General features: G+C 59.4%; 19 protein-coding genes. 14 read left to right on the top strand and 5 right to left on the bottom strand.

What is annotated here, in order from left to right:
• The first annotated feature begins 10 nt into the window (after nucleotides 1-10).
• The 3 genes from A3OQ_RS0100195 to A3OQ_RS0100185 all read left to right on the top strand — a co-directional run bounded on the left by A3OQ_RS0100195 (nucleotide 11) and on the right by A3OQ_RS0100185 (nucleotide 3,072).
• A complete protein-coding gene (locus A3OQ_RS0100195) occupies nucleotides 11-883 on the top strand; it encodes a F0F1 ATP synthase subunit gamma (protein ID WP_020173326.1) in 873 nt (290 codons plus the stop codon).
• Nucleotides 884-1,058: 175 nt separating this feature from the next.
• Nucleotides 1,059-2,516: a F0F1 ATP synthase subunit beta gene (gene atpD, locus A3OQ_RS0100190; RefSeq protein WP_020173325.1), complete on the top strand. Its 1,458-nt coding sequence runs from the start codon at nucleotides 1,059-1,061 to the stop codon at nucleotides 2,514-2,516.
• A gap of 154 nt (nucleotides 2,517-2,670) precedes the next feature.
• Nucleotides 2,671-3,072, top strand: coding sequence for a F0F1 ATP synthase subunit epsilon (locus A3OQ_RS0100185; RefSeq protein WP_020173324.1), 402 nt, complete (start codon nucleotides 2,671-2,673; stop codon nucleotides 3,070-3,072).
• 34 nt (nucleotides 3,073-3,106) lie between these two features.
• Here A3OQ_RS0100185 and msrA read toward each other — a convergent pair whose 3' ends face one another.
• From msrA to msrB, 3 genes are read right to left on the bottom strand one after another with little or no spacing between them, the layout of a single operon-like run.
• Nucleotides 3,107-3,838 (bottom strand): peptide-methionine (S)-S-oxide reductase MsrA, encoded by a 732-nt coding sequence (gene msrA / locus A3OQ_RS0100180; RefSeq protein WP_020173323.1) that lies wholly within the window; start codon nucleotides 3,836-3,838, stop codon nucleotides 3,107-3,109.
• A 34-nt stretch (nucleotides 3,839-3,872) separates the two neighbouring features.
• Complete coding sequence (locus tag A3OQ_RS0100175; protein WP_020173322.1) at nucleotides 3,873-5,702, bottom strand: cytochrome c biogenesis protein DipZ; 1,830 nt, start codon at nucleotides 5,700-5,702, stop codon at nucleotides 3,873-3,875.
• A gap of 21 nt (nucleotides 5,703-5,723) precedes the next feature.
• Nucleotides 5,724-6,221, bottom strand: coding sequence for a peptide-methionine (R)-S-oxide reductase MsrB (gene msrB, locus A3OQ_RS0100170; RefSeq protein WP_020173321.1), 498 nt, complete (start codon nucleotides 6,219-6,221; stop codon nucleotides 5,724-5,726).
• 234 nt (nucleotides 6,222-6,455) lie between these two features.
• Here msrB and A3OQ_RS0100165 point away from each other — a divergent pair, with 234 nt between their 5' ends.
• Together A3OQ_RS0100165 and A3OQ_RS20930 are read left to right on the top strand one after the other, a co-directional pair.
• Nucleotides 6,456-8,267: an ABC-F family ATP-binding cassette domain-containing protein gene (locus A3OQ_RS0100165; RefSeq protein WP_020173320.1), complete on the top strand. Its 1,812-nt coding sequence runs from the start codon at nucleotides 6,456-6,458 to the stop codon at nucleotides 8,265-8,267.
• A gap of 109 nt (nucleotides 8,268-8,376) precedes the next feature.
• Complete coding sequence (locus A3OQ_RS20930) at nucleotides 8,377-9,474, top strand: FIST signal transduction protein (protein ID WP_020173318.1); 1,098 nt, start codon at nucleotides 8,377-8,379, stop codon at nucleotides 9,472-9,474.
• A gap of 130 nt (nucleotides 9,475-9,604) precedes the next feature.
• Here A3OQ_RS20930 and A3OQ_RS0100155 read toward each other — a convergent pair whose 3' ends face one another.
• Entirely contained in the window at nucleotides 9,605-9,892 is a 288-nt protein-coding gene (locus A3OQ_RS0100155; protein ID WP_026595329.1) for a hypothetical protein, read from the bottom strand.
• A 119-nt stretch (nucleotides 9,893-10,011) separates the two neighbouring features.
• Complete coding sequence (locus A3OQ_RS0100150; protein WP_020173316.1) at nucleotides 10,012-10,734, bottom strand: DUF1013 domain-containing protein; 723 nt, start codon at nucleotides 10,732-10,734, stop codon at nucleotides 10,012-10,014.
• Between the two features lie 258 nt (nucleotides 10,735-10,992).
• On the opposite strand from A3OQ_RS0100150, the gene A3OQ_RS0100145 reads away from it, so the two are divergent.
• The 9 genes from A3OQ_RS0100145 (at nucleotide 10,993) to xoxF5 (ending at nucleotide 20,828) form a co-directional block, all read left to right on the top strand.
• On the top strand, nucleotides 10,993-11,196 hold the full coding sequence (locus tag A3OQ_RS0100145; RefSeq protein ID WP_020173315.1) for a DUF1192 domain-containing protein: 204 nt from the start codon (nucleotides 10,993-10,995) through the stop codon (nucleotides 11,194-11,196).
• Between the two features lie 498 nt (nucleotides 11,197-11,694).
• Complete coding sequence (gene rcdA, locus A3OQ_RS0100140) at nucleotides 11,695-12,225, top strand: protease adaptor protein RcdA (protein ID WP_020173314.1); 531 nt, start codon at nucleotides 11,695-11,697, stop codon at nucleotides 12,223-12,225.
• A 157-nt stretch (nucleotides 12,226-12,382) separates the two neighbouring features.
• Entirely contained in the window at nucleotides 12,383-13,279 is an 897-nt protein-coding gene (argB, locus tag A3OQ_RS0100135; RefSeq protein WP_020173313.1) for an acetylglutamate kinase, read from the top strand.
• Nucleotides 13,280-13,323: 44 nt separating this feature from the next.
• Complete coding sequence (locus A3OQ_RS0100130) at nucleotides 13,324-14,079, top strand: pyrimidine 5'-nucleotidase (protein ID WP_341872071.1); 756 nt, start codon at nucleotides 13,324-13,326, stop codon at nucleotides 14,077-14,079.
• A 133-nt stretch (nucleotides 14,080-14,212) separates the two neighbouring features.
• Complete coding sequence (gene dapD / locus A3OQ_RS0100125; RefSeq protein ID WP_026595327.1) at nucleotides 14,213-15,067, top strand: 2,3,4,5-tetrahydropyridine-2,6-dicarboxylate N-succinyltransferase; 855 nt, start codon at nucleotides 14,213-14,215, stop codon at nucleotides 15,065-15,067.
• Between the two features lie 4 nt (nucleotides 15,068-15,071).
• The gene (locus A3OQ_RS0100120) at nucleotides 15,072-15,554 is read left to right on the top strand and encodes a hypothetical protein (RefSeq protein WP_244427067.1); all 483 of its coding nucleotides are present in this window, start codon (nucleotides 15,072-15,074) and stop codon (nucleotides 15,552-15,554) included.
• 6 nt (nucleotides 15,555-15,560) lie between these two features.
• A complete protein-coding gene (gene dapE, locus A3OQ_RS0100115; RefSeq protein ID WP_244427066.1) occupies nucleotides 15,561-16,730 on the top strand; it encodes a succinyl-diaminopimelate desuccinylase in 1,170 nt (389 codons plus the stop codon).
• Nucleotides 16,731-16,787: 57 nt separating this feature from the next.
• On the top strand, nucleotides 16,788-18,386 hold the full coding sequence (locus A3OQ_RS0100110) for a Na+/H+ antiporter (RefSeq protein WP_020173308.1): 1,599 nt from the start codon (nucleotides 16,788-16,790) through the stop codon (nucleotides 18,384-18,386).
• Nucleotides 18,387-19,067: 681 nt separating this feature from the next.
• Nucleotides 19,068-20,828, top strand: a complete 1,761-nt coding sequence (gene xoxF5 / locus A3OQ_RS0100100; RefSeq protein ID WP_425280299.1) for a lanthanide-dependent methanol dehydrogenase XoxF5 — start codon at nucleotides 19,068-19,070, stop codon at nucleotides 20,826-20,828.
• Nucleotides 20,829-20,886: the final 58 nt, after the last annotated feature.

The raw sequence follows: 20,886 nt of genomic DNA, 5'->3' as shown, positions 1-20,886 counted from the left end.
TGGATAAGCCATGCCCTCGCTAAAGGACCTGCGAAACCGCATCGCCTCCGTCAAGGCGACGCAGAAAATCACCAAGGCCATGCAAATGGTCGCGGCGGCAAAACTGCGCCGCGCGCAGCTCGCGGCCGAGGCCGCGCGGCCCTATGCGGAGCGCATGGAAAAGGTTTTGGCGAGCCTTTCCTCCGGACTCAGCGGCAGCAAGCCGTTGCTGCTCGGTGGCACTGGCCGCGACAATGTTCAATTGCTCGTGGTCTGCACGGCCGAACGTGGTCTGTGCGGCGCCTTCAATTCCTCCATCGTGCGGCTTGCGCGCGACAAAGCTCTCGCTTTGATGGCGCAGGGCAAGACGGTCAAGATCCTGTGCGTCGGTAAGAAGGGTCACGATCAGCTCAAGCGTCAATTCGAAAAGCAGATCATCGACCTGATCGACTTGCGCGGCGTCCGCTATCTCGGCTTTAGCGACGCGGACGTGATCGGGCGCAAGATTATCGCCATGTTCAATGAGGGCGAATTCGACGTCTGCACGCTGTTCTTCTCACGCTTCCGTTCGGTGATATTGCAGATCCCGACGGCGTTGCAGCTCATTCCGGCGGAATTCGAGACGGCCAAGGGCACGCATGGACCACATGCCGTCTATGAATATGAGCCCGACGAAGAAGCGATCCTGTCGACGCTTCTGCCGCGCAATATTTCGGTGCAGGTGTTTCGCGCCTTGCTTGAAAATGCCGCGTCTGAGCAAGGTGCCCGCATGGCCGCGATGGACAATGCGACGCGCAATGCCGGCGAAATGATCAAGAAGCAGACATTGAAATATAACCGCTCCCGTCAGGCGATGATTACCAAGGAACTGATCGAAATCATCTCCGGCGCGGAAGCGCTGTAATTAAAGTCCCCTCACCCTGAGCAGCCGCCGAAGGCGGCGTCTCGAAGGGCGAGGGATCGTGATGCAGGAATGACGCGGCGTGCCGCCTTCGTCCTTCGAGACGCTTGCTTTCGCAAGCTCCTCAGGATGCGGGCTCCGGTGGGCCACTAACCGAGTTGTAAGAGGAGCCGAATCCATGGCTGATGCCGCTGCCGCAACCAACAAGCCCGTAGGCCACATCACCCAGGTGATCGGTCCGGTCATCGACGTGAAATTCGAAGGCCACCTGCCGCAAATCCTGAATGCGCTCGAAACCAAGAATTCGGGCAATCGCCTGGTTCTCGAAGTGGCGCAGCATCTCGGCGAACATTCGGTTCGCTGCATTGCCATGGACGTCTCGGAAGGCCTTATGCGCGGCCAGGAAGTCATCGACACCGGGGCGCCGATCATGGTGCCTGTCGGCGAGGAATGCCTTGGCCGCATTCTGAACGTCATCGGCGAGCCGGTCGACGAACTGGGCCCGGTCGATACGACCGCGCGCCGTGCCATCCATCAGCCGGCACCTGCCTATGCGGACCAATCGACAGAGGGCGCGATCCTCGTCACCGGCATCAAGGTCGTCGATCTTCTGGCGCCTTACGCCAAGGGCGGTAAAGTCGGTCTCTTCGGCGGCGCCGGCGTCGGCAAGACCGTGCTCATCATGGAGCTCATCAACAACATCGCCAAGGCGCACGGCGGCTATTCCGTCTTCGCAGGCGTCGGCGAGCGCACGCGCGAAGGCAACGATCTCTATCACGAGATGATCGAGTCCAAAGTGAACGTCGATCCGCATGAACATGGCGGCTCGGCCAAGGGCTCGAAATGCGCGCTGGTCTATGGCCAGATGAACGAGTCGCCCGGCGCCCGCGCCCGGGTTGCTCTGTCCGGCCTCACCATCGCCGAGGATTTCCGCGACAAGGGGCAGGACGTGCTCTTCTTCGTCGACAACATCTTCCGCTTCACGCAGGCGGGTTCGGAAGTGTCGGCGCTCTTGGGTCGTATTCCTTCGGCGGTCGGCTATCAGCCGACGCTCGCAACCGACATGGGCGCGCTGCAAGAGCGCATCACCACCACGACCAAGGGTTCGATCACCTCGGTGCAGGCGATCTATGTGCCGGCCGACGACTTGACCGATCCGGCGCCGGCCACCTCCTTCACCCACTTGGACGCGACGACTGTGTTGTCGCGCTCGATCGCGGAAAAGGGCATTTATCCGGCGGTCGATCCGCTCGACTCGACCTCGCGCATGCTGTCGCCGCTGATCCTCGGCGAGGAGCATTATAATGTCGCGCGTCAGGTGCAGCAGACCTTGCAGCGCTATAAGTCCTTGCAGGACATCATCGCGATCTTGGGCATGGACGAGCTTTCCGAAGAAGATAAGCTTACGGTCGCGCGCGCGCGGAAAATCGAGCGCTTCCTGTCGCAGCCCTTCCATGTCGCGGAAATCTTCACCGGTTCGCCGGGGAAGCTCGTCGCGCTCGCCGATACGATCAAAGGCTTCAAGGGCCTGATCGAGGGCAAATATGATCACCTGCCGGAGGCGGCTTTCTACATGGTCGGTTCGATCGAAGAAGCGATCGCGAAGGCCGAGAAGCTTGCCGCCGAAGTGAAGTAATCGCGGTTAACCTTCTCCCTGTGGGAGAAGGTGGCCCAACGTAGTTGGGCCGGATGAGGGGTTACGATCTCTCATTGGCCGAGTAACCCCTCACCCGGCTGGCTTTGCCAGCCACCCTCTCCCTATGGGAGAGGGTTGTTCCAGAGAGCGCATTATGCCGGCATTTCATTTCGAACTCGTCTCGCCTGAAAAATTGATTTTTGCGGGCGACGTCGAAGCCGTCACCGTGCCCGGCCTCGAAGGCGAGTTCACGGTCTTGAAGAGCCATGCGCCTTTGATGTCGACCTTGAAGCCCGGCGTCGTTTCGGTTGAAGGCGTGCCGGGGTCGAAGACGAAGCTTTTCGTGCGCGGCGGCTTCGCCGACGTCGCTCCGCATGGTCTCACGATTCTTGCCGAATATGCAGTGCCGCTCGAAGAACTCGACGCTGCGGAGTTCAGCGCCGATATCAAGGCGGCGGAAGGCGAAGTCGCCGCGGCCCAAACCGATGAGACGCGCCGGCTCGCGGTCGAGAAGCGCGATCATCTGCTCGAATTGAAGGCTGCGCTCGGCATCTAAGCGCCGCGCTTTCCGCCTCTTCTATTCCGAGGCTCTAGTTCGTCGTTCCCGCTGAGACCAATTTGGCTTTCGGCGTGTAAAGTGCCGGAAACAGCCGGCTCAAATTATCGACCTTCGGCAGATCATTAAAGGCGATATAGGGATTCTCGGGATGCCGCGTGGCGTAATCCTGATGATAATCCTCGGCCGGATAGAAGGCTGTGAGCGGACTGATCTTCGTCACGATCGGATGCGCGAAGACTCCTGCCTTATCGAGCTGCGCGACATAGGCTTCGGCGACCTCTTTCTGCGCGTCATTCGCCGCGAAGACTGCCGAGCGATATTGGGTTCCGGTATCCGGCCCCTGTCGATTGAGTTCGGTCGGATTATGCGCCACCGAAAAATAAACCTGCAGGATCGTGCCATAGCTGACGAGGCGCGGGTCGAAGGTGACTTCGACCGATTCCGCATGACCGGTGCGGCCCGTGCTGACCTGCTGATAGGACGCCGTATCCTTCGCGCCGCCCGAATAGCCGGAGACGACGCGGTGGACACCCTTCACGTGTTGGAATACGGCCTGGACGCCCCAGAAACATCCGCCGGACAAGACAGCCGTCTCAGAGGTCGCGCCGGATGGCGCGGGCTCATCCATGGCGGGGGCAGGGATCGCAACCGCCGTCTCGGCGGTGCCATGCGCCACCAGCGCGAAGGTTGCGCCGAGCGCAAGCAAGCTTCCGCTCACCCAACCGGCAAGACGATGAGTGGATATGATCTGACGAAGGCTCATGGGGATCTCCTTTGCGACAGCCGTTGAAGAGGATTCATCCAAACGTAAATGCGAATGCCTGCACGCCCGGATCGAGAAACTCGATCTTGAAGACGTGATCCGCGATTGGCCCGCTCTGTCTGACCAATTGGTAGAGACGCTGCCCGGTCACCGTGCCATTACCCTCTGCATCGACATCGACGCCTTGCGCGCCGTCGGGTGCATGGCCATCGATCGAGATGCGAAACCGTACGGGCTTGCCATCGGCGGCCGGGCCCAGCACGAGATGAAGATCGCGGGCGTGGAAATCATAGGCGATCGATCCCGGCGCTGCGTTGAGAACGGCGCGCTCGCCTTCGATCGTCCAGTCGCCCGCGAGGCCCCAATGGTTCAATGCGAGCTTTTCGGGCAGAGCATAGACATGCGACGCGTCTCGCACGTCGCCGCCGGGCGATGCGAAATTCTCGGCGCGCTCGTAGCCGACATAGGTTTCGGGCGATTTCACATCGGCCATATCGGCGGCGGCTTCGGCGCCGCTTGCATGCACCGTTACAATGCCGCTCGGCACCGCGGCGCTGCCCGCCTCGGCGAGAAGCTGCTGAATGATCTTCTCCGACTCGTCATAGTCGCCTTCGCCAAAATGATGATGGCGGATGCGGCCTTGCGCATCGATGAAATAATGCGCCGGCCAATATTGGTTATGGAAGGCGCGCCAGATCGCATAATCATTGTCGATTGCGACCGGATAGGTGATCTTCAGGTCCTGCACGGCGTGCCGGACATTGTCGATATTCTTCTCGAAGGCGAATTCCGGCGCATGAACGCCGATGACGACGAGACCTTGATCCTTATATTTTTCGGCCCAGGCCTCGACGTAAGGAATCGCGCGCAGGCAATTGATGCAGGAATAAGTCCAGAAATCGATCAGCACGACCTTGCCGCGCAAGCCTTCCACCGTGAGCGGCGGCGAATTCAGCCATTCGACTGCGCCCGCGAGCGAAGGGAATTGCCCTTCGACGGGAAGGCTCGATGCGGCCGTCATTTCGGGCTTCGCGGCCATCATCATGCCGGGGCCGCCGGTCATGACATTGCCGCCGGTCATCTTGCCATCGTGATCGCCGCTCATCACGACAGACGAGGATGGTGCATCAGGTGTCTTCGGCTGTGCTTTATCGACCAAAGCCTGTTCGAGCGACGCTGTTTGCGTCTGCGAAATCCGGGTCAGCAGGCCGGTGTCGAAGCCGAGCGCTATGGCCGCGACGCCGATAAGAACGGCGGCCCCGAGACCGCGCCTGATCCATTCGCCGGCGCCAAGCGATCGCTTCATCGCGGCGAAGACCCGTCCGCCGATGAGAAGCGCGAGGCCGAGGGAGGTCGCCGCTCCGGCGGCATAAGCAAGAAGCAGAAGCGACGTCTGCACGCTCGCGCCCTGGAGCGCCGCGCCGGTCAGAACGAGGCCGAGAATAGGTCCGGCGCAAGGCGCCCAAAGCAGGCCCGTCGCAATGCCGAGCAAAAACGACGAGGCGAAGGACGAACCCGTCTGCGCCTGGTCATCGGCGGATTGAGAGAGCTTTGCGCCGATCGCGACCAGCGGGCGCGTCAGCCGGTCTGCAAGTTCGGGAAAGAGCAGCGTGATGCCGAAAAAAGCCAGAAGCGCGAGTGCTGCGAAGCGTCCGTATTGATTGGCTTGCACCGCCCATCCGCCGCCGATGGCGGCGAGCGTTGCGACACCCGCGAAAGTGATGGCCATTCCGATGAGGAGCGGCAGACCATTCTTCACGAATGGCTGATCGGCGCGCGCGAAAATGAAGGGCAGCACCGGCAGGATGCAGGGGCTGAGGATGGTCAGCACCCCGCCGAGATAGGAGATGATAAACAGGATCATCGTGTGCCCCTCATCCCCGCGCTAGGCGGCCTCGGGGACGAATTTCATGGCGACGCCATTCATGCAGTAGCGAAGCCCGGTCGGCTTCGGTCCGTCGTTGAAAACATGGCCAAGATGGCCGCCGCAACGCCGGCATGAGACGGCGGTCCGTGCCATGCCGTAGGAATTGTCCTGCGTCTCGTCTACCGCCTTATCGAGAGGCGTCCAAAAGCTCGGCCAGCCGGTGCCGCTGTCATATTTCGTCTTCGACGAAAAGAGCGGCAGGTCGCAGCCGGCGCAGGCGAAGTTCCCGGCGCGTTTTTCATGCAGAAGCGGGCTTGTGAAGGGCCGTTCGGTCCCCTCGTGCCGGAGAACCGTATATTGATCGGGCGAGAGCAACGTCTGCCACTCCGCATCGGTGTGCGTGACCTCATAGGTCTTAGCCGCCTCGGCGGCACGGGCAAGGCCTAGCCGGCCGATTATAATCGTGGCAAATCCGCCAATAAGGCCGGCATGAAGAAGATGTCTGCGATTTAGCATATGTCGTCTCCTTAGGGTCGGCCCGGTCCTTGGGATTGATCCGGCTCGACGTCACTCCCGCATGAAGACATACGCAGGCCTGTGCCGTTTCGTTACCGCCATTACGAAGATTACATGAAGTTGACCTGCTTCTGCGGGAAAGCCCCAGGCCAAGTTCAGGGCGCGACATCGCGGCGTGAGGGGCGCCGCCGGAAATGCTATGAATTTGCCCGATTATGACCCATATCGAAGGCCATGGCCCCACCGCTTCTTTCCCTTCAAGGCATTACGCTCACGCTCGGCGGAAAGCCTTTGCTCGAAGGCGCCGATCTTTCGGTCGGCCCGGGCGAGCGCCTGTGCCTTGTCGGGCGCAACGGCTCCGGCAAATCGACACTTTTGAAGATCGCGGCCGGTCAAATCGAGGCCGATGGCGGCGTGCGTTTTTTGCAGCCCGATGCGCATTTGCGGTATCTGCCGCAGGAGCCGGATTTTTCGGGCTTTTCCACGGCGCTCGCCTATGTCGAAGCCGGCCTTGGGCCCAATGACGATCATTATCGCGCGCTGCGTCTTCTGAACGATTTGGGTCTTTCAGGCGATGAGGATCCGGCGCGTCTGTCGGGCGGCGAAGGGCGGCGCATCGCGCTCGCGCGGGTTCTTGCACCGGAACCGGACATCTTGCTGCTCGACGAGCCGACCAACCATCTCGATCTGCCGGCGATCGAATGGCTCGAAGGCGAGCTGAAGGGCCTGCGTTCGGCGCTTGTCATCATCAGCCATGACCGGCGTTTTTTACAAAATCTGTCGCGCAAGACCGTGTGGCTCGATCGCGGGCAGACGCGCCAGCTCGATCGCGGCTTTGCCGAATTCGAGGCTTGGCGCGATATGCTTCTCGAAGAAGAAGAGGCGCAACAGCATAAGCTTGAACGCCGCATCGCCATGGAAGAGGATTGGCTGCGCTATGGCGTTACGGCAAGGCGCAAGCGCAATCAAAAACGCCTCGCGCGGCTGCACACCTTGCGCAAGGAACATCGCGAGCATCTGGGTCCGGCGGGCGATGTGAAACTCGTCGCAGTCGAGGGCAAGCAGTCGGGCACGCTCGTCATCGAAGCCAAGGGCTTGAGCAAGAGTTTTGGCGAGCGTGCCATCGTCAAGGATTTTTCGACGCGCGTGCTGCGCGGCGACCGCCTCGCCGTTGTCGGCGCCAATGGCACCGGCAAGACGACCTTGATCTCGCTTTTGACCGGAAGCCTCGCGCCCGATTCGGGATCTCTGCGGCTTGGCGCTAATCTCGAAATGGCGACGCTCGATCAAAAGCGCACGTCTCTTTCGCCGCAGACCACCTTGAAGGATGCGCTGACCGGCGGCGGCAGCGATTATGTCGAGGTCAATGGCGAGCGTAAGCACGTCATCGGCTATATGAAGGATTTTCTGTTCGGGCCGGAGCAGGCGCGCACGCCGATCGAGCGCCTGTCCGGCGGCGAACGCGGACGGTTGATGCTCGCGCGGGCCTTGTCGCGCACCTCCAATCTTCTGGTGCTCGACGAACCGACGAATGATCTCGATCTCGAGACGCTGGATCTCTTGCAGGAAATGCTGTCGGATTATCCCGGCACTTTGATCCTCGTCAGTCACGATCGCGATTTTCTCGACCGCGTGGCGTCGTCCGTTCTTGTCTCGGAAGGGCAGGGACGCTGGGTCGAATATGCCGGCGGCTATTCGGATATGGTGCGCCAGCGCGGCGCCGGGGTTGAGGCGGCAGGTTCATCCGCGCCCACTGAGAAGAAAAAGCGCGAGGTCGCGGCGGTGCCGGCTGGCGCGCCAGAAGCCAAGAAGAAATTGTCGTTCAAGGAAAAGCACGCGCTCGAAACCTTGCCGAAGCGTATGGAGGAATTGCGCGTATTGCAGGCACGGCTGCAAACAGTTCTCGCAGATCATGAGCTTTATAATCGCGATCCGGCGAAGTTTGCGGCAGCTTCCGCCGCTTTTGCCAAAGCCGAAGCCGATCTCGCGCAAGCTGAAGAGGAATGGCTTGCGCTTGAAATCTTGCGGGAAGAAATCGAAGGCTGAAAATTTGCGCAGCGCGTGGCTAAGGTTCATGCGCTCATCTTGGCATTTACATTGCTCTTCTTTCGTATGAGTGCGATCATAAGCACTCTGGCGAATGCGGAGAAGCATCATGGGATCGGCTGAAGCCTTTCGAACGGCGCTTGCTATCGACGATGACGCGCTGCGGGCAACCGATAAAGTCGCCGACGATCTGATGGCGCAGGGCAGCGGCGGCTCGCTCGGTTTCGTCTATGTGACCGACCGGCTGAAGTCCGATCTCGCCAGCGTCGTCGATAAGTTGCGTGCCAAAACCGGAGTCGAACATTGGGTCGGCACCGTCGGCTTCGGCGTGATCGCCGGACGCAGCGCCACCTATAACGAGCCGGCTGTCGCGGCGATGATCTCCACGTGGCCGGAAACCGCCTATCAGCTTTACAGCGGCGTGCCGTCGAAGCCTTTTGCTGAGGATGTGTTCGGGATGGCGACGGCGATCGTACATGTCGATCCGCGCAACCGCCAATTCGACGAGCTCTTGAAATCCTTAGGCTCCGCCTCGCAGGCCTATCTGCTTGGTGGCCTCACGGCCTCGCGCACGAAGCTCTACGATCAGGTCGCGGACCAGATTACGACCGGCGGTATTTCCGGGCTTCTCTTGAGCCCGGCGATTCCCGTGTCGATCGGCATTTCGCAAGGCTGCAGCGCGATCGGACCAATCCGCACAATCACCGAGACTTACGAAGGCCTGGTCGCGACGATCGACGGCGAACCGGCCTTGCAGGCGCTGCTCAACGATCTTTCCGCCGCGCAGGACGCCGATTTGCGCGTGCTTTTGCAGGCCTTACATGTCGGGCTTCCGGTGCCGCAAAGCGACACCGGCGATTATGTCGTGCGCAATATCGCGGGCATCGATACGGAGCGCGGCTATGTCGCCGTCGCCGATAATGTCGAAGTCGGGCAGAAGCTCTTCTTCTGCCGCCGCAATCGCGATGCGGCAACGAAAGATCTGACGGCCATGGTGCAGAAGCTTCATGCACGAACAAGCACGCCGCGCGGCGCGCTTTACGTTTCCTGCTGCGCGCGCGGGCCGAACATGTTCGAGTCGGCGGCCGAGGAAGTCGAACTCGTGCAGTCTATCCTGGGCGATATTCCGATGATCGGCTTTTATGCCAATGGCGAGATCGCCGGCGATCGCATCTATGGCTATACCGGCGTGCTCGCGCTGTTTTAGGGTACGGCCTCAATTATTTAATCGTCATTGCGAGCGTAGCGAAGCAATCCAGAGACATAGTTTCAGCCTCGCCTGGATTGCTTCGTCACTCTGTTTCTCGCAATGACGGCTTATTGATTGAGCGCTGGTCTCAGCGATCGTAATAGGGATAGTGAAACGGGTAGGGCCCGAAGGAATCCGCCAAAAGTCCGCGCGACATGCAGACGATGGTCGGTCTGAAGCGCGCCGTATTGCCGTAGAAATCCAACTCCGGCTGTGGAATGACCCGGCAGCGCGGATCGAGCACGAAGGGCCGTCCGGCCAGGCGCGGCGGCGGGGCGGCATAGGTTTGGTCGTAATCGGCCGCCTGCACAGGCCATGCGGCGAGCAGAAAACCGATGGCCGCAAGGCTCAAACCGCTTTTCCTGGTCAGGCTCATCGTCATCTCCAAACCGCAGGCGGGACAGCCTGATTCGGCAAAGACTAGGCGATGAGCCTTGAGCGAAGATTTACACGCAGATAAGCCTGCGCAATCTGCGTAAACTTGATTGCGCGAGCTTACTCGTCCGACTCATGCACCTTGAGGTCTTTCAGCTTGGCAAAGACCGAATCGACGGTGAGATCGGCACCTTCCTCGGGTTCATGTGCCGGCGACGGGCTGAACACATCGGCGTCGTTGATCGGCGCATCGGGATGCCGGGTCGTGACATCGGCGGGCAGAAGCGTCTGGCCGTGGTCTTCCGGCACATGCGTCCGGTCTTTGGCGGCGCGGTTCACTTCGAAATCGAGATCGATCTGCGAACAGAGGCCGAGCGTGACAGGATCCATCGGCGTCAGCGCCACCGAATTCCAATGGGTGCGGTTGCGGATGGACTGCAGCGTCGTTTTCGTCGTCCCGACGAGGCGCATGATCTGCGCATCCTTCAGCTCCGGATGATTGCGCACCAGCCATAAAATGGCGTTTGGCCGGTCCTGGCGGCGCGACAGCGGCGTATAGCGCGGGCCCCGCTTGCGGGCGAGCTCCGGCAATTTCACCTTGGTCGGCGCAAGGTGAAGCTCGTGCTCGGGGTCTTTCTCCGCCGCCGCGATTTCCTCGCGGGTGAGCTGGCCGGACGTGATCGGATCATGACCCTTGATCCCTGCCGCGACTTCGCCGTCGGCGATGCCTTTAACTTCGAGCGGATGAAGTTTGCAGAAATTCGCGATCTGATCGAAGGTCAAGGAGGTGTTTTCGACGAGCCAAACGGCCGTTGCTTTCGGCATCAGCGGTGCGTTGCTCATGATCTTCTCCTTCGGTTCGATGAAAGGCTGTGAAACATCAACCGTCGCCGCCCAGCGCGGCGTGCCCCGCTGGGAATAGGGCTCAAATCAACATTCATGACGGGAATAGCCTAAGATATAGGCATGAAGGGGTTGGATGCAATGATATTCTGACCCAATTCACCATTGAAAAGAGACGAGATCGTGTCTTGTCGCTCGATGCTGTCTCTTGATCTTGGCGCGTGGCAATCTCGGATCTGATCTTTCGGGAGGGATTTCATGATTGAGGATGACGAAAAAACCTTCGGGGCGCCGCCCAAACGGCCCATGACCCACGAAATCGGCCAGGTCCTCGATACATTATCCGTGGCCGAACTCGACGAGCGCATTTTGCTGCTTAAGGCCGAGATCACCCGCCTCGAAGAGACGAAGCGTTTCAAGCAGGACTCGCAGGCCGCCGCGGCCGCCCTCTTCAAATTGTGAGATGGCTTCTTCCGGCACTGTCGCGGTCGTTTCGGGACGCGGCCTGTGCCGCAATGGACGAAGCGCTGCCGAATCGAAGCCGCTTCGAGCCCGCAGAATATGATAAAGAATTCTTAATCTTTGCAGGTTACTTCTGAAAACTCATCGAGATTTTGGATTGGTTTTTTCCTCTGTCTCACACCTCCCAGACATAGACTTCAGGAGCCGCTCTCGCGGCTCCTTTTTTAGGCCTGCCACGCTCGCGCCTCCGAGGCGTTCATAGCTGTGGGCCTATCAGGCGCTTCGCTAAAAATTCACAATTTAGACAATGCCCCGACGCATAAGTGCGACCCCATCCGGTTGCATTTTCCGGCGCGCGCACCGGGCCGAAATCGTGCCTATTTTATTAAAAAAGTTAACCCTAATAGAAACTGAACAAGCAGGGTTACTCACTTGGCGCTACTATTGCTGCGGTTGAAGGGCGCCCTCGTCCGGGTGTTGATGAAGGTAGAGCGTATCATGGTGAGAGAATTGAATTCCGTCGGAGACGGCACGGTGTCATTCGCCGCGAAACTCGCGTCGTCGGATTCATTCAAGGCTCTGTTTCGGGAAGGCATGGTCCTTGTCGAAGATGCCGCATCCTACCTCGACGGCGAAGGCCGCGAGGAGGCTAAGCGCCTGCCGCGCATGGCAGCTCTTGCCTATGCCGCCGAAAGCATGCGCCTGACGACGCGGCTCATGCAGCTTGCCTCCTGGCTCCTCCTGCAGCGCGCGGTCAATGAAGGCGAGCTGACGACAAACGAGGCCATGACCGAAAAGCGCAAGGTCCGCCTCGTCGAGCAGGACATAGCCTCGGGCTCCGATGTTTTGGCGAGATTGCCCGCCCGTCTCCTCGAGCTCGTCGAATTGTCCATCCGCCTGCAAGCCCGGATCATTCACATCGACCGTTTGCTCTATCAGCCGCAGGACAAGAAAGAGCCGGTCGTGGCCGCCCCGCGCCACCTCGAAACGCAGCTCCAACTGCTTCGGACAGTCTTCGAGACGGCATAATCCGCCAGGCAGCTCCCTGCCGCCGGCCGGTTGAAAAGAAGCGCCTTCCTGCCCATCTCATGCACCCGTCCCCGGCGCAGCCGGGCGGCGGCCAAGCCACGTTGAGCTTGTCACAACAAAAATGTAGGAAGGGCAGGTCTCACCTGGACCCGAGAGTATGAACGAAACACACAAGGCAAGCCCGCAGGAAACCGCCGAGATCCTGATGCAGGCTTTGCCGCATATGCTGCGCTATGACGAGGCGATCGTCGTGGTGAAATATGGCGGTCATGCCATGGGCGATAATGGCGCCGAACGGGATTTCGCCCGCGATGTGGTTTTGCTCGAACAATCGGGCGTCAATCCGGTGGTCGTCCACGGCGGCGGTCCACAAATCGGCCTTATGCTCGAAAAGCTTGGCATCAAGACCGAATTCGCCGGCGGCCTGCGCATCACCGACCGCGCGACGATCGAAATCGTCGAAATGGTGCTGGCGGGATCGATCAACAAGCAGATCGTCGGCGCCATCAATGCCGAAGGCGGCCATGCGATCGGATTGTGCGGCAAGGACGGCAATATGGTCATCGCCAGCAAAATGCCGCCGGCCATGGTGATGACATCACCGGGCCATGAAGAAAAGATCGACTTCGGCTTTGTCGGCGAACCGGCGAAAGTCGATACGACGGTGCTCGATCAGGTGCTGGGGCGCGATCTGATCCCGGTGCTTGCGCCGGTCGCGCAAGGCTTCGACGGCGAGACCTATAATGTGAATGCGGATACGTTCGCTGGCGCGATAGCCGGCGCTTTGAAAGCCAAGCGGCTTTTGCTTTTGACCGATGTGCCGGGTGTGCTCGACAAGGATAAGAACCTGATCAAGGCCTTGCGCGTCGAGGAAATTCGCGGCCTCATCGCCGACGGTACGATCACCGGCGGCATGATTCCGAAGGTCGAGACCTGCATCTACGCGCTGGAGCAGGGGGTAGAAGGCGTCGTCATCCTCGACGGCAAGATACCGCATGCGGTGCTCGTCGAGCTTTTGACGGATCATGGCGCGGGTACGCTGATCACACGTTGAACGATAAAGGTTGGAGCGGCAAAAATCGGAGTGACGAAGACCGCATGCTGGATTTTTCGGACTCGAATCCAAACGATGAAATGCCCGACAGCGATGCTGTGCTGATCCGGGAGAGTTTTGCGCGGACCGACACGTGGATCTTCGACCTCGACAATACGCTTTACCCGCCGGACTGCGATCTTTGGCCGAAGATCGATCAGCGCATCACTCTTTTCCTCGGCCATCTCTTCGGGCTCGACGGCATCTCGGCCCGCGCGCTGCAAAAATATTATTATCTGCGCTATGGCACGACTTTGCGCGGACTGATGGTCGATCACGATGTGAGCGCCGAGCAGTTCCTCGCCTTCGTGCATGATATCGACCGTTCATCGCTCGAGCCGAACCACTCGCTTGCCGCGGCCATCCAGGCTCTGCCGGGCCGCAAATTGATTTTGACCAATGGGTCGCGCGATCATGCCATGCGGACGACGGTGGCGCTCGGCCTCGACTTCATGCTGGATGATATATTCGACATTGCCGCTGCCGATTTTCTGCCGAAGCCGGCGGCTGCGACCTATGAGCGGTTTTTCGACAAACATGCGGTCGATCCGGCGTCCGCCTGCATGTTTGAGGATCTCCCGCAAAATCTGCTCGTGCCGCATGCCCATGGCATGAAAACCGTGCTCGTGATGCCGAAGCCGGGCCTTATGGATCATCGCGAGGCCTGCGAGATCACCAGCGAAGCCGTGCCGGATCATGTCGATTTCGCTACGACCGACCTCGTTGAGTTTCTTGTCAAGACCATCCTCAAAGGCGCCTGAGCGTCGCCTATCGGTCATCCTCATCCTGAGGGCCCTTTTGCCCAATAGCCTTGTTTGGCGTCAAAATTCATTGACAGATGGACCGCCTGCGACGAAACCTCCGGTCGAATATCAGACCAGAGAGCTTTCCATCATGTCGCTCGATCTTGAAAAGATCATCGAGGCCGCCTTCGAAGACCGCGCCAATATTAACGCATCGACCCAGGGCGATATTCGCGAGGCTGTGAATGCGGCGCTTCTGGCGCTCGATTCCGGCAAGCTGCGCGTCGCCGAAAAAATTGCGGGCGCAGTCGGGCCGCAGTCCTGGAAGGTCAATCAATGGCTGAAGAAGGCCGTGCTTTTGTCCTTCCGGCTGAATGATATGGCGCCGATCGCGGGCGGTCCCGGCGGTGCCACATGGTGGGACAAGGTGCCGTCCAAATTCGATGGCTGGACCGCGACTGAGCATGCGGCGGCCGGCTTCCGCTCGGTACCCAATTGCGTGGTGCGGCGCTCGGCCTTTATCGCGCCGGGCGTGGTCTTGATGCCCTCCTTCGTCAATCTCGGCGCCTATGTCGATACGGGCACCATGGTCGATACCTGGGCGACCGTCGGCTCCTGCGCGCAGATCGGCAAGAATGTGCATTTGTCTGGCGGCGTCGGCATAGGCGGCGTGCTCGAACCTTTGCAGGCCAATCCGACGATCATTGAGGATGATTGCTTCATCGGCGCGCGCTCCGAGATCGTCGAAGGCGTGGTTGTGGGACAAGGCGCTGTCGTATCCATGGGCACGTTCATCTCAGCCTCGACCAAGATTATCGACAGGGCGACGGGCCAGATCCACATCGGCCACGTGCCGCCTTACTCCGTGGTCGTTTCCGGCAATCTGCCCGGCAAGCCTTTGCCCGACGGTACGCCCGGCCCGTCGCTTTATTGCGCGGTAATCGTCAAGACCGTGGATGCGCAAACGCGCTCTAAGACGGCGATCAACGACCTGCTGCGGGATTAGGCGCGTGGCAGACTCTATGCCCGCCTCGACAAGCTTTCTCTTTCGCACCGATCAGGGACGGATCGATCGGAAGACGTGGTTGCATGGCGGCCTCCGGCTCGGAGCGATTCTGGCGGTCTTGACGGCGGTCGGCCTTTTGCTCGTGCCTTATATGCGCCACGACCTCGCAAAAACGCCGCTTCTCGATTGGCATGTCATCGCGGCCTATGTCTATTTGACGCTCTATATTTTCGCGCTCATCCTTATCGCCATCTCCTTTTATAATCTCAGCGCCAAGCGCTGGCGCGACCGGGCAAAGCCCGCCGCTTTTGCCGGCCTCGTGCCGTTTTTCGCGCTTCTGGCCGGCGCCGCGCATTGGCTCTATCCGCAGATGGATGGCGAGGTTCCCGGCTGGTCGGTTGCCGCCATCGACATTGCCTTTGTTGGGCTTCTGATCTGGACCATTATCGAATTGGGTGTCTTGCCATCGAAGCCAGCGCGAGATTGATGCCTCATGAGCCCTGACATGCCGTCGCCCGCGACATCTCCCGATCTTTGCCAGGCTCTCATCCGCTGTCCTTCGGTGACGCCACAGGATGGCGGTTCGCTGGCTTTGCTCGAAAGCGTCTTGAAAGGCGCGGGCTTTACGGCCGAGCGCATCACCTTTAGCGAGCCCGGTCAGCCTGACATTGAAAATCTCTACGCCCGCATCGGCACGGCCGCGCCTTATCTGATTTTTGCCGGCCATACGGATGTCGTGCCGATCGGCGATCGGACGCAATGGCGCTTCGATCCCTTTTCCGGCGAGATCACGGAAGGTGCGATTTGGGGCCGCGGCGCCAGCGACATGAAGGGCGCGGTCGCGGCCTTCGCGATGGCGGCCTCTGCCTATGTCGCCAAGCACGGTGTCCCCAAAGGATCGATCGGCTTTTTGATCACCGGCGATGAAGAAGGCCCAGCGATCAACGGCACCGTGAAATTGCTCGATTGGGCCACAAGCAAAGGCGAACATTTCGATCATTGTATCGTCGGCGAGCCGACCAATCCCGATGCGCTCGGCGATATGATCAAGATCGGCCGGCGCGGATCGCTCAACGGGACTTTGAGCGTGTATGGCAAGCAAGGCCATGTCGCCTATCCGCACCGCGCCGAAAATCCGATCCCCTGGCTCGCCCGCTTTATCGAAGTTTTGAACGGCATGCCGCTTGATGACGGGACGCCGCATTTCGATGCGTCCAATCTCGAGATCGTCAATGTCGACGTTGGCAATCCGGCCTGGAATGTGATTCCGGCCGAGGCCAAGGCGCGCTTCAATATCCGCTTCAACGATCTTTGGACGCCCGAGACCTTGGCGGAAGAGTTGCAGCGCCGATGCGGCCTCCTGCAGGCGCCTCTGCGCTTCGATCTGCACTTCGAGCCCTGCAATGCGCTGGCCTTCGTCACGATGCCCGATCGCTTCACAGAGCTTGTCGCGCAGGCCATCGAAACGCATACAGGCCGCAAGCCGGCACTGTCCACGACGGGCGGCACGTCGGACGCGCGTTTCATTCGCGCCTTTTGCCCCGTGCTCGAATTTGGCCTGGTGGGAGCGACCATGCATGCCGTCAACGAGCATGTCGCCGTGGCCGATGTCGAGATGCTGACGAAGATCTACGAATCCATCCTTGAAGCCTATTTCGGCTGAGGGGTTATGGCCTGCGCGGACAAGGGCTCGAAGCCGAAATAATGACGAGACTTTGACGTGAGCCACACAACAAATGTCGCGCATTTCGATCTGTTCGTGATTCTTCTCGCGACCGTCGTCGGTCTGGAGCTCGCGGCGCGCCGGTTGAAGATGCCGCCTGCGGCGGCTTTGATTTTGGGAGGCATCGGGTTTGCCTTCATTCCGGGACTGCCGGATTTCGAACTCGATCCCGACCTTGTTCTCGTCCTTTTCCTTCCGCCATTGCTTCTTTCGAGTTCCTATTTCACGCCATGGCGGGAGTTTCGCAAAAATCTTTGGATCATCCTTCAACTCGCCGTGGGCGCCGTCGGCTTCACCACCTTGATTGTTGGCCTGGTTGCCCATTGGGTTGAGCCGTCCCTGCCGTGGGCTGCCTGTTTCGCGCTTGGCGCCATTGTTTCGCCGCCCGACGCGGTCGCTGCGAAGGCCGTCCTTCAGCGGCTATCATTGCCGCCGCGCATGGTCTTGCTTTTGGAAGGCGAGAGCCTGGTCAATGATGCGTCCGGACTCGTTCTTTTTCGGCTGGCGGTCGCTGCCGCGCTGACCGGGACGTTCAGCGTGGGTCAGGCTGCCGTAAGTTTCGGCCTGCTGTCCGTCGGCGGCATCGTAGCCGGACTTTTCTTCGCATTCGTCACCGACTTCATGCTGCGGCGTTTGACCGATGCGCATATGGCAATCATCGGGACGTTTCTGGCCGCGTGGATTTCCTATATCGGCGCGGAGGCCGCGGGCTTCTCGGGGGTCCTGTCCACGGTCGCCTGCGGACTTGTTCTGGGATGGCGTCAGCACGAGGTTTTCTCCGCGAATATTCGCCGGGAGGCCGTCGCGGTCTGGGGCTTTGTCGTCTTTATTCTCGAGTCATTGATTTTCATTCTCATCGGTCTGTCGTTGCGAAGCATTGTCGCCCGCTTCGGCTGGCATGCCATGCTCGAGCTTCTTCCAGCCGCGGCGGCGATTGTCGTCACCGTGATCATCGCGCGTTTCGTTTGGATTTTTGCGTCGATCTATATACCGCGGGCGCTTATCCCGCCGCTGCGCCGGCTCAGTCCCTATCCGCCTTTCGCAGCGCCTATCATCATGAGCTGGGCTGGAATGCGCGGCGTTGTCAGCTTGGCGGCGGCGCTTTCATTGCCGGTCGGTTTTGCCGGCCGCGATTTCATCATGGCGATGACCTTTGTCGTCATACTCGTGACCATCTTGCTCCAGGGATCTACACTTGGTGTTTTGATCCGCCGCCTGGGCGTGATCAAGCTCAAGCCAAATTCGGCGAACGGCGCTTTGACGATTGAACAGGCACGCGCCCAGATGGCGACTGTGCAGTTGCAGGCGGTCAAAAAAATATCTTCACAAAAAGACGGCTCGGAGCTGCATCCGCGTCTCGTTGAACAATATGGCTATCGTGCCAAGGCCTCTTTGCATTTCAGCAAGGCGGAAGACGAATTGCGTCCGCGTCGGGACGAACATTTTTCGACTGTCTTGGCGGCCATCGCCGCAGGCCGCGTCGAGATCATCAGAATGCATCGTGCGCAAGAAATTGACGATGCGGCTTTGCACGCGCTTGAACGCCAGCTCGACCTTGAAGAGATGAATGCTGCCGAGTTTCTGGAAGGACCCTGAGATGGTCCTGAACCGAAGCTTATTACCCGTGAAGTGCCAGGCTAACGGTCGGCAATGAAATCGATGTTCAGCTCACGCATTGATGGAATTCAATCTTAAAAATTTCGCAGCCTTTGCAACGGGCCTGCAACAGTTTGGTTGAAACATGTTCGGCCGGTGAACGCGGCCGCAAAATTCGCCATTGAAATGCCGTTTGAAAATCGAAATGTGCAAACATGTTCCGGAAGAGGGAGCGTCGTGTCATGGCGCCAGTTTTTCTTCTTCAACGGCAGGATGACGGCCGCCGCCAGCTTCGCGCTCTGCGCCCTTTGCTATCGGTTGGTTCCCCAATCAGCGCTGTCGCGAAAAAGGCCCGCCAGAGCCCGGGAGAACGGACCATGGCGGGAGGATCACTGATGCCTTTTGGAGATGGTGCTGCATGGTGAGATGTCAAATATAAAATAGACGTAATACTTATAGATTTAAATCAAGCGACGACGCTATAGCGTTTTCGCTACGCATGTTGTTTGCTGTATTTTGTAATACACATTTATTTTTCCAAAAAATACTTGAAATATACCTCTCCAACTCCAACTAACGCCTAGCGCTTACAGGCAGAAATCTGCCATGCGCAAGACGTTCTAAAGGGAGGAGTTGATGAGTAGACACTTGCTATTCTCCTGTGTCGGCGTAGCTGCGCTCATGGCGGCCAGTCCGGTCTTCGCCAATGACGAGCTCGTAAAGATGTCGCAAAACCCGAAGGACTGGGTGATTCCCGCGGGCAATTATGCGTCGCAGCGCTATAGCGCGCTGAAGCAGATCAATGCGGAAAACGTCAAAAACCTCACGCCGGCCTGGACATTCTCGACCGGTGTATTGCGCGGACATGAAGGTGGCCCGCTCATCATCGGCGACATCATGTATGTCCACACGCCTTTTCCAAACATTGTCTATGCCCTCGATCTCAATCATGAAGGCAAGATCATCTGGAAATATGAGCCGAAGCAGGATCCGAATGTCATTCCGGTGATGTGTTGCGATACGGTCAATCGCGGCGTGGCTTATGGCAATGGCATGATCTTCTTGCATCAGGCCGATACGACACTTGTCGCGCTCGACGCCAAGACGGGCGCGGTCAAGTGGCAGACGAAGGATGGCGATCCTTCCAAGGGTGCGACCGGGACCTCGGCGCCGCTCGTCGTGAAGAACGAAGTTCTGGTCGGCGTCTCGGGCGGCGAGTTCGGCGTGCGCGGCTATGTGACGGCTTATGATATCGCCACGGGCAAACAGAAATGGCGCGGTTATTCGATGGGCCCGGACAGCGACACGCTGATCGATCCCGAGAAAACCACTGCGCTGGGCAAGCCGGTCGGCAAGGACTCAAGCCTTGCGACTTGGCAAGGCGATCAATGGAAGATCGGCGGCGGCGACACCTGGGGTTGGTTCTCCTATGATCCGGAATTGAATCTCATCTATTACGGATCGGGCAATCCCTCGACCTGGAATCCGGTGCAACGGCCTGGCGACAATAAATGGTCCATGACCATTTGGGCGCGCGACGCCGATACCGGCATGGCCAAGTGGGTCTATCAGATGACGCCGCACGACCAATGGGACTATGACGGCGTCAATGAAATGATCCTCTCGGATCAGAAGTTCGACGGCAAGGACCGCAAGCTCCTCACCCACTTCGACCGTAACGGCTTCGGCTACACTCTCGATCGGACCAATGGCGAGCTTTTGGTTGCACAGAAATACGATCCGGCGGTGAATTGGGCGACCAAGGTAGATATGGACAAGTCGTCCAAGACCTACGGCCGGCCGGAAGTCGTCGCCAAATACGCACCTGGATCCGCCGGCGAAGACGTAAACTACAAGGGCGTTTGCCCGGCGGCCCTTGGCTCGAAGGACGAGCAGCCGGCGGCCTATTCGCCGCTGACACAGCTCTTCTATGTGCCGACGAACCATGTCTGCATGGATTACGAACCGTTCCGCGTAACCTACACCGCCGGCCAGCCTTATGTCGGTGCGACATTGTCTATGTTCCCGCCGGCGGGCCAATCCAACATGGGCAATTTCATCGCCTGGAACAATGAGAAGGGCAAGATCGTCTGGTCCGATCCGGAGCAGTTCTCGGTCTGGTCCGGTGCGCTTGCGACGGCCGGAGATGTCGTCTTTTACGGCACGCTTGAGGGCTATCTCAAAGCTGTCGACGCGAAGACGGGCAAGGAACTTTACAAGTTCAAAACTCCGTCGGGTATCATCGGCAATGTCACGGCTTACGAGCATGACGGCAAAGAATATATCGCCGTGCTCTCTGGTGTCGGCGGCTGGGCCGGCATCGGCCTCGCGGCCGGTCTGACGAAGCCGACCGACGGCCTTGGCGCGGTCGGCGGCTATGCGGCCTTGTCGAGCTATACCTCGCTCGGCGGCACGCTCACGGTGTTCGCTCTGCCGCATTGATGAGCCGAAGCAACACGAAATGATCTGAAGCGAAAATACGATCCCGGAAAGCCAGCTT

Origin of the sequence: Methyloferula stellata AR4, from assembly GCF_000385335.1 — a bacterium.
Lineage (GTDB): Bacteria > Pseudomonadota > Alphaproteobacteria > Rhizobiales > Beijerinckiaceae > Methyloferula > Methyloferula stellata.
The sequence above is the reverse complement of the archived record's forward strand: the minus strand, read 5'-3'. Positions and strand labels throughout refer to the sequence as shown.

Coding starts and splice junctions, on each gene's coding strand:
- dapD (WP_026595327.1), top strand. CDS start 14,213: ATGTCGCTCGATCTTGAAAAGATCATCGAGGCCGCCTTCGAAGACCGC.
- A3OQ_RS0100145 (WP_020173315.1), top strand. CDS start 10,993: ATGATTGAGGATGACGAAAAAACCTTCGGGGCGCCGCCCAAACGGCCC.
- dapE (WP_244427066.1), top strand. CDS start 15,561: ATGAGCCCTGACATGCCGTCGCCCGCGACATCTCCCGATCTTTGCCAG.
- A3OQ_RS0100175 (WP_020173322.1), bottom strand. CDS start 5,702: ATGATCCTGTTTATCATCTCCTATCTCGGCGGGGTGCTGACCATCCTC.
- A3OQ_RS0100185 (WP_020173324.1), top strand. CDS start 2,671: ATGCCGGCATTTCATTTCGAACTCGTCTCGCCTGAAAAATTGATTTTT.
- A3OQ_RS0100150 (WP_020173316.1), bottom strand. CDS start 10,734: ATGAGCAACGCACCGCTGATGCCGAAAGCAACGGCCGTTTGGCTCGTC.
- A3OQ_RS0100155 (WP_026595329.1), bottom strand. CDS start 9,892: ATGAGCCTGACCAGGAAAAGCGGTTTGAGCCTTGCGGCCATCGGTTTT.
- msrA (WP_020173323.1), bottom strand. CDS start 3,838: ATGAGCCTTCGTCAGATCATATCCACTCATCGTCTTGCCGGTTGGGTG.
- A3OQ_RS0100130 (WP_341872071.1), top strand. CDS start 13,324: ATGCTGGATTTTTCGGACTCGAATCCAAACGATGAAATGCCCGACAGC.
- A3OQ_RS20930 (WP_020173318.1), top strand. CDS start 8,377: ATGGGATCGGCTGAAGCCTTTCGAACGGCGCTTGCTATCGACGATGAC.
- argB (WP_020173313.1), top strand. CDS start 12,383: ATGAACGAAACACACAAGGCAAGCCCGCAGGAAACCGCCGAGATCCTG.
- A3OQ_RS0100195 (WP_020173326.1), top strand. CDS start 11: ATGCCCTCGCTAAAGGACCTGCGAAACCGCATCGCCTCCGTCAAGGCG.
- A3OQ_RS0100165 (WP_020173320.1), top strand. CDS start 6,456: ATGGCCCCACCGCTTCTTTCCCTTCAAGGCATTACGCTCACGCTCGGC.
- atpD (WP_020173325.1), top strand. CDS start 1,059: ATGGCTGATGCCGCTGCCGCAACCAACAAGCCCGTAGGCCACATCACC.
- rcdA (WP_020173314.1), top strand. CDS start 11,695: ATGGTGAGAGAATTGAATTCCGTCGGAGACGGCACGGTGTCATTCGCC.
- xoxF5 (WP_425280299.1), top strand. CDS start 19,068: ATGGCGGCCAGTCCGGTCTTCGCCAATGACGAGCTCGTAAAGATGTCG.
- msrB (WP_020173321.1), bottom strand. CDS start 6,221: ATGCTAAATCGCAGACATCTTCTTCATGCCGGCCTTATTGGCGGATTT.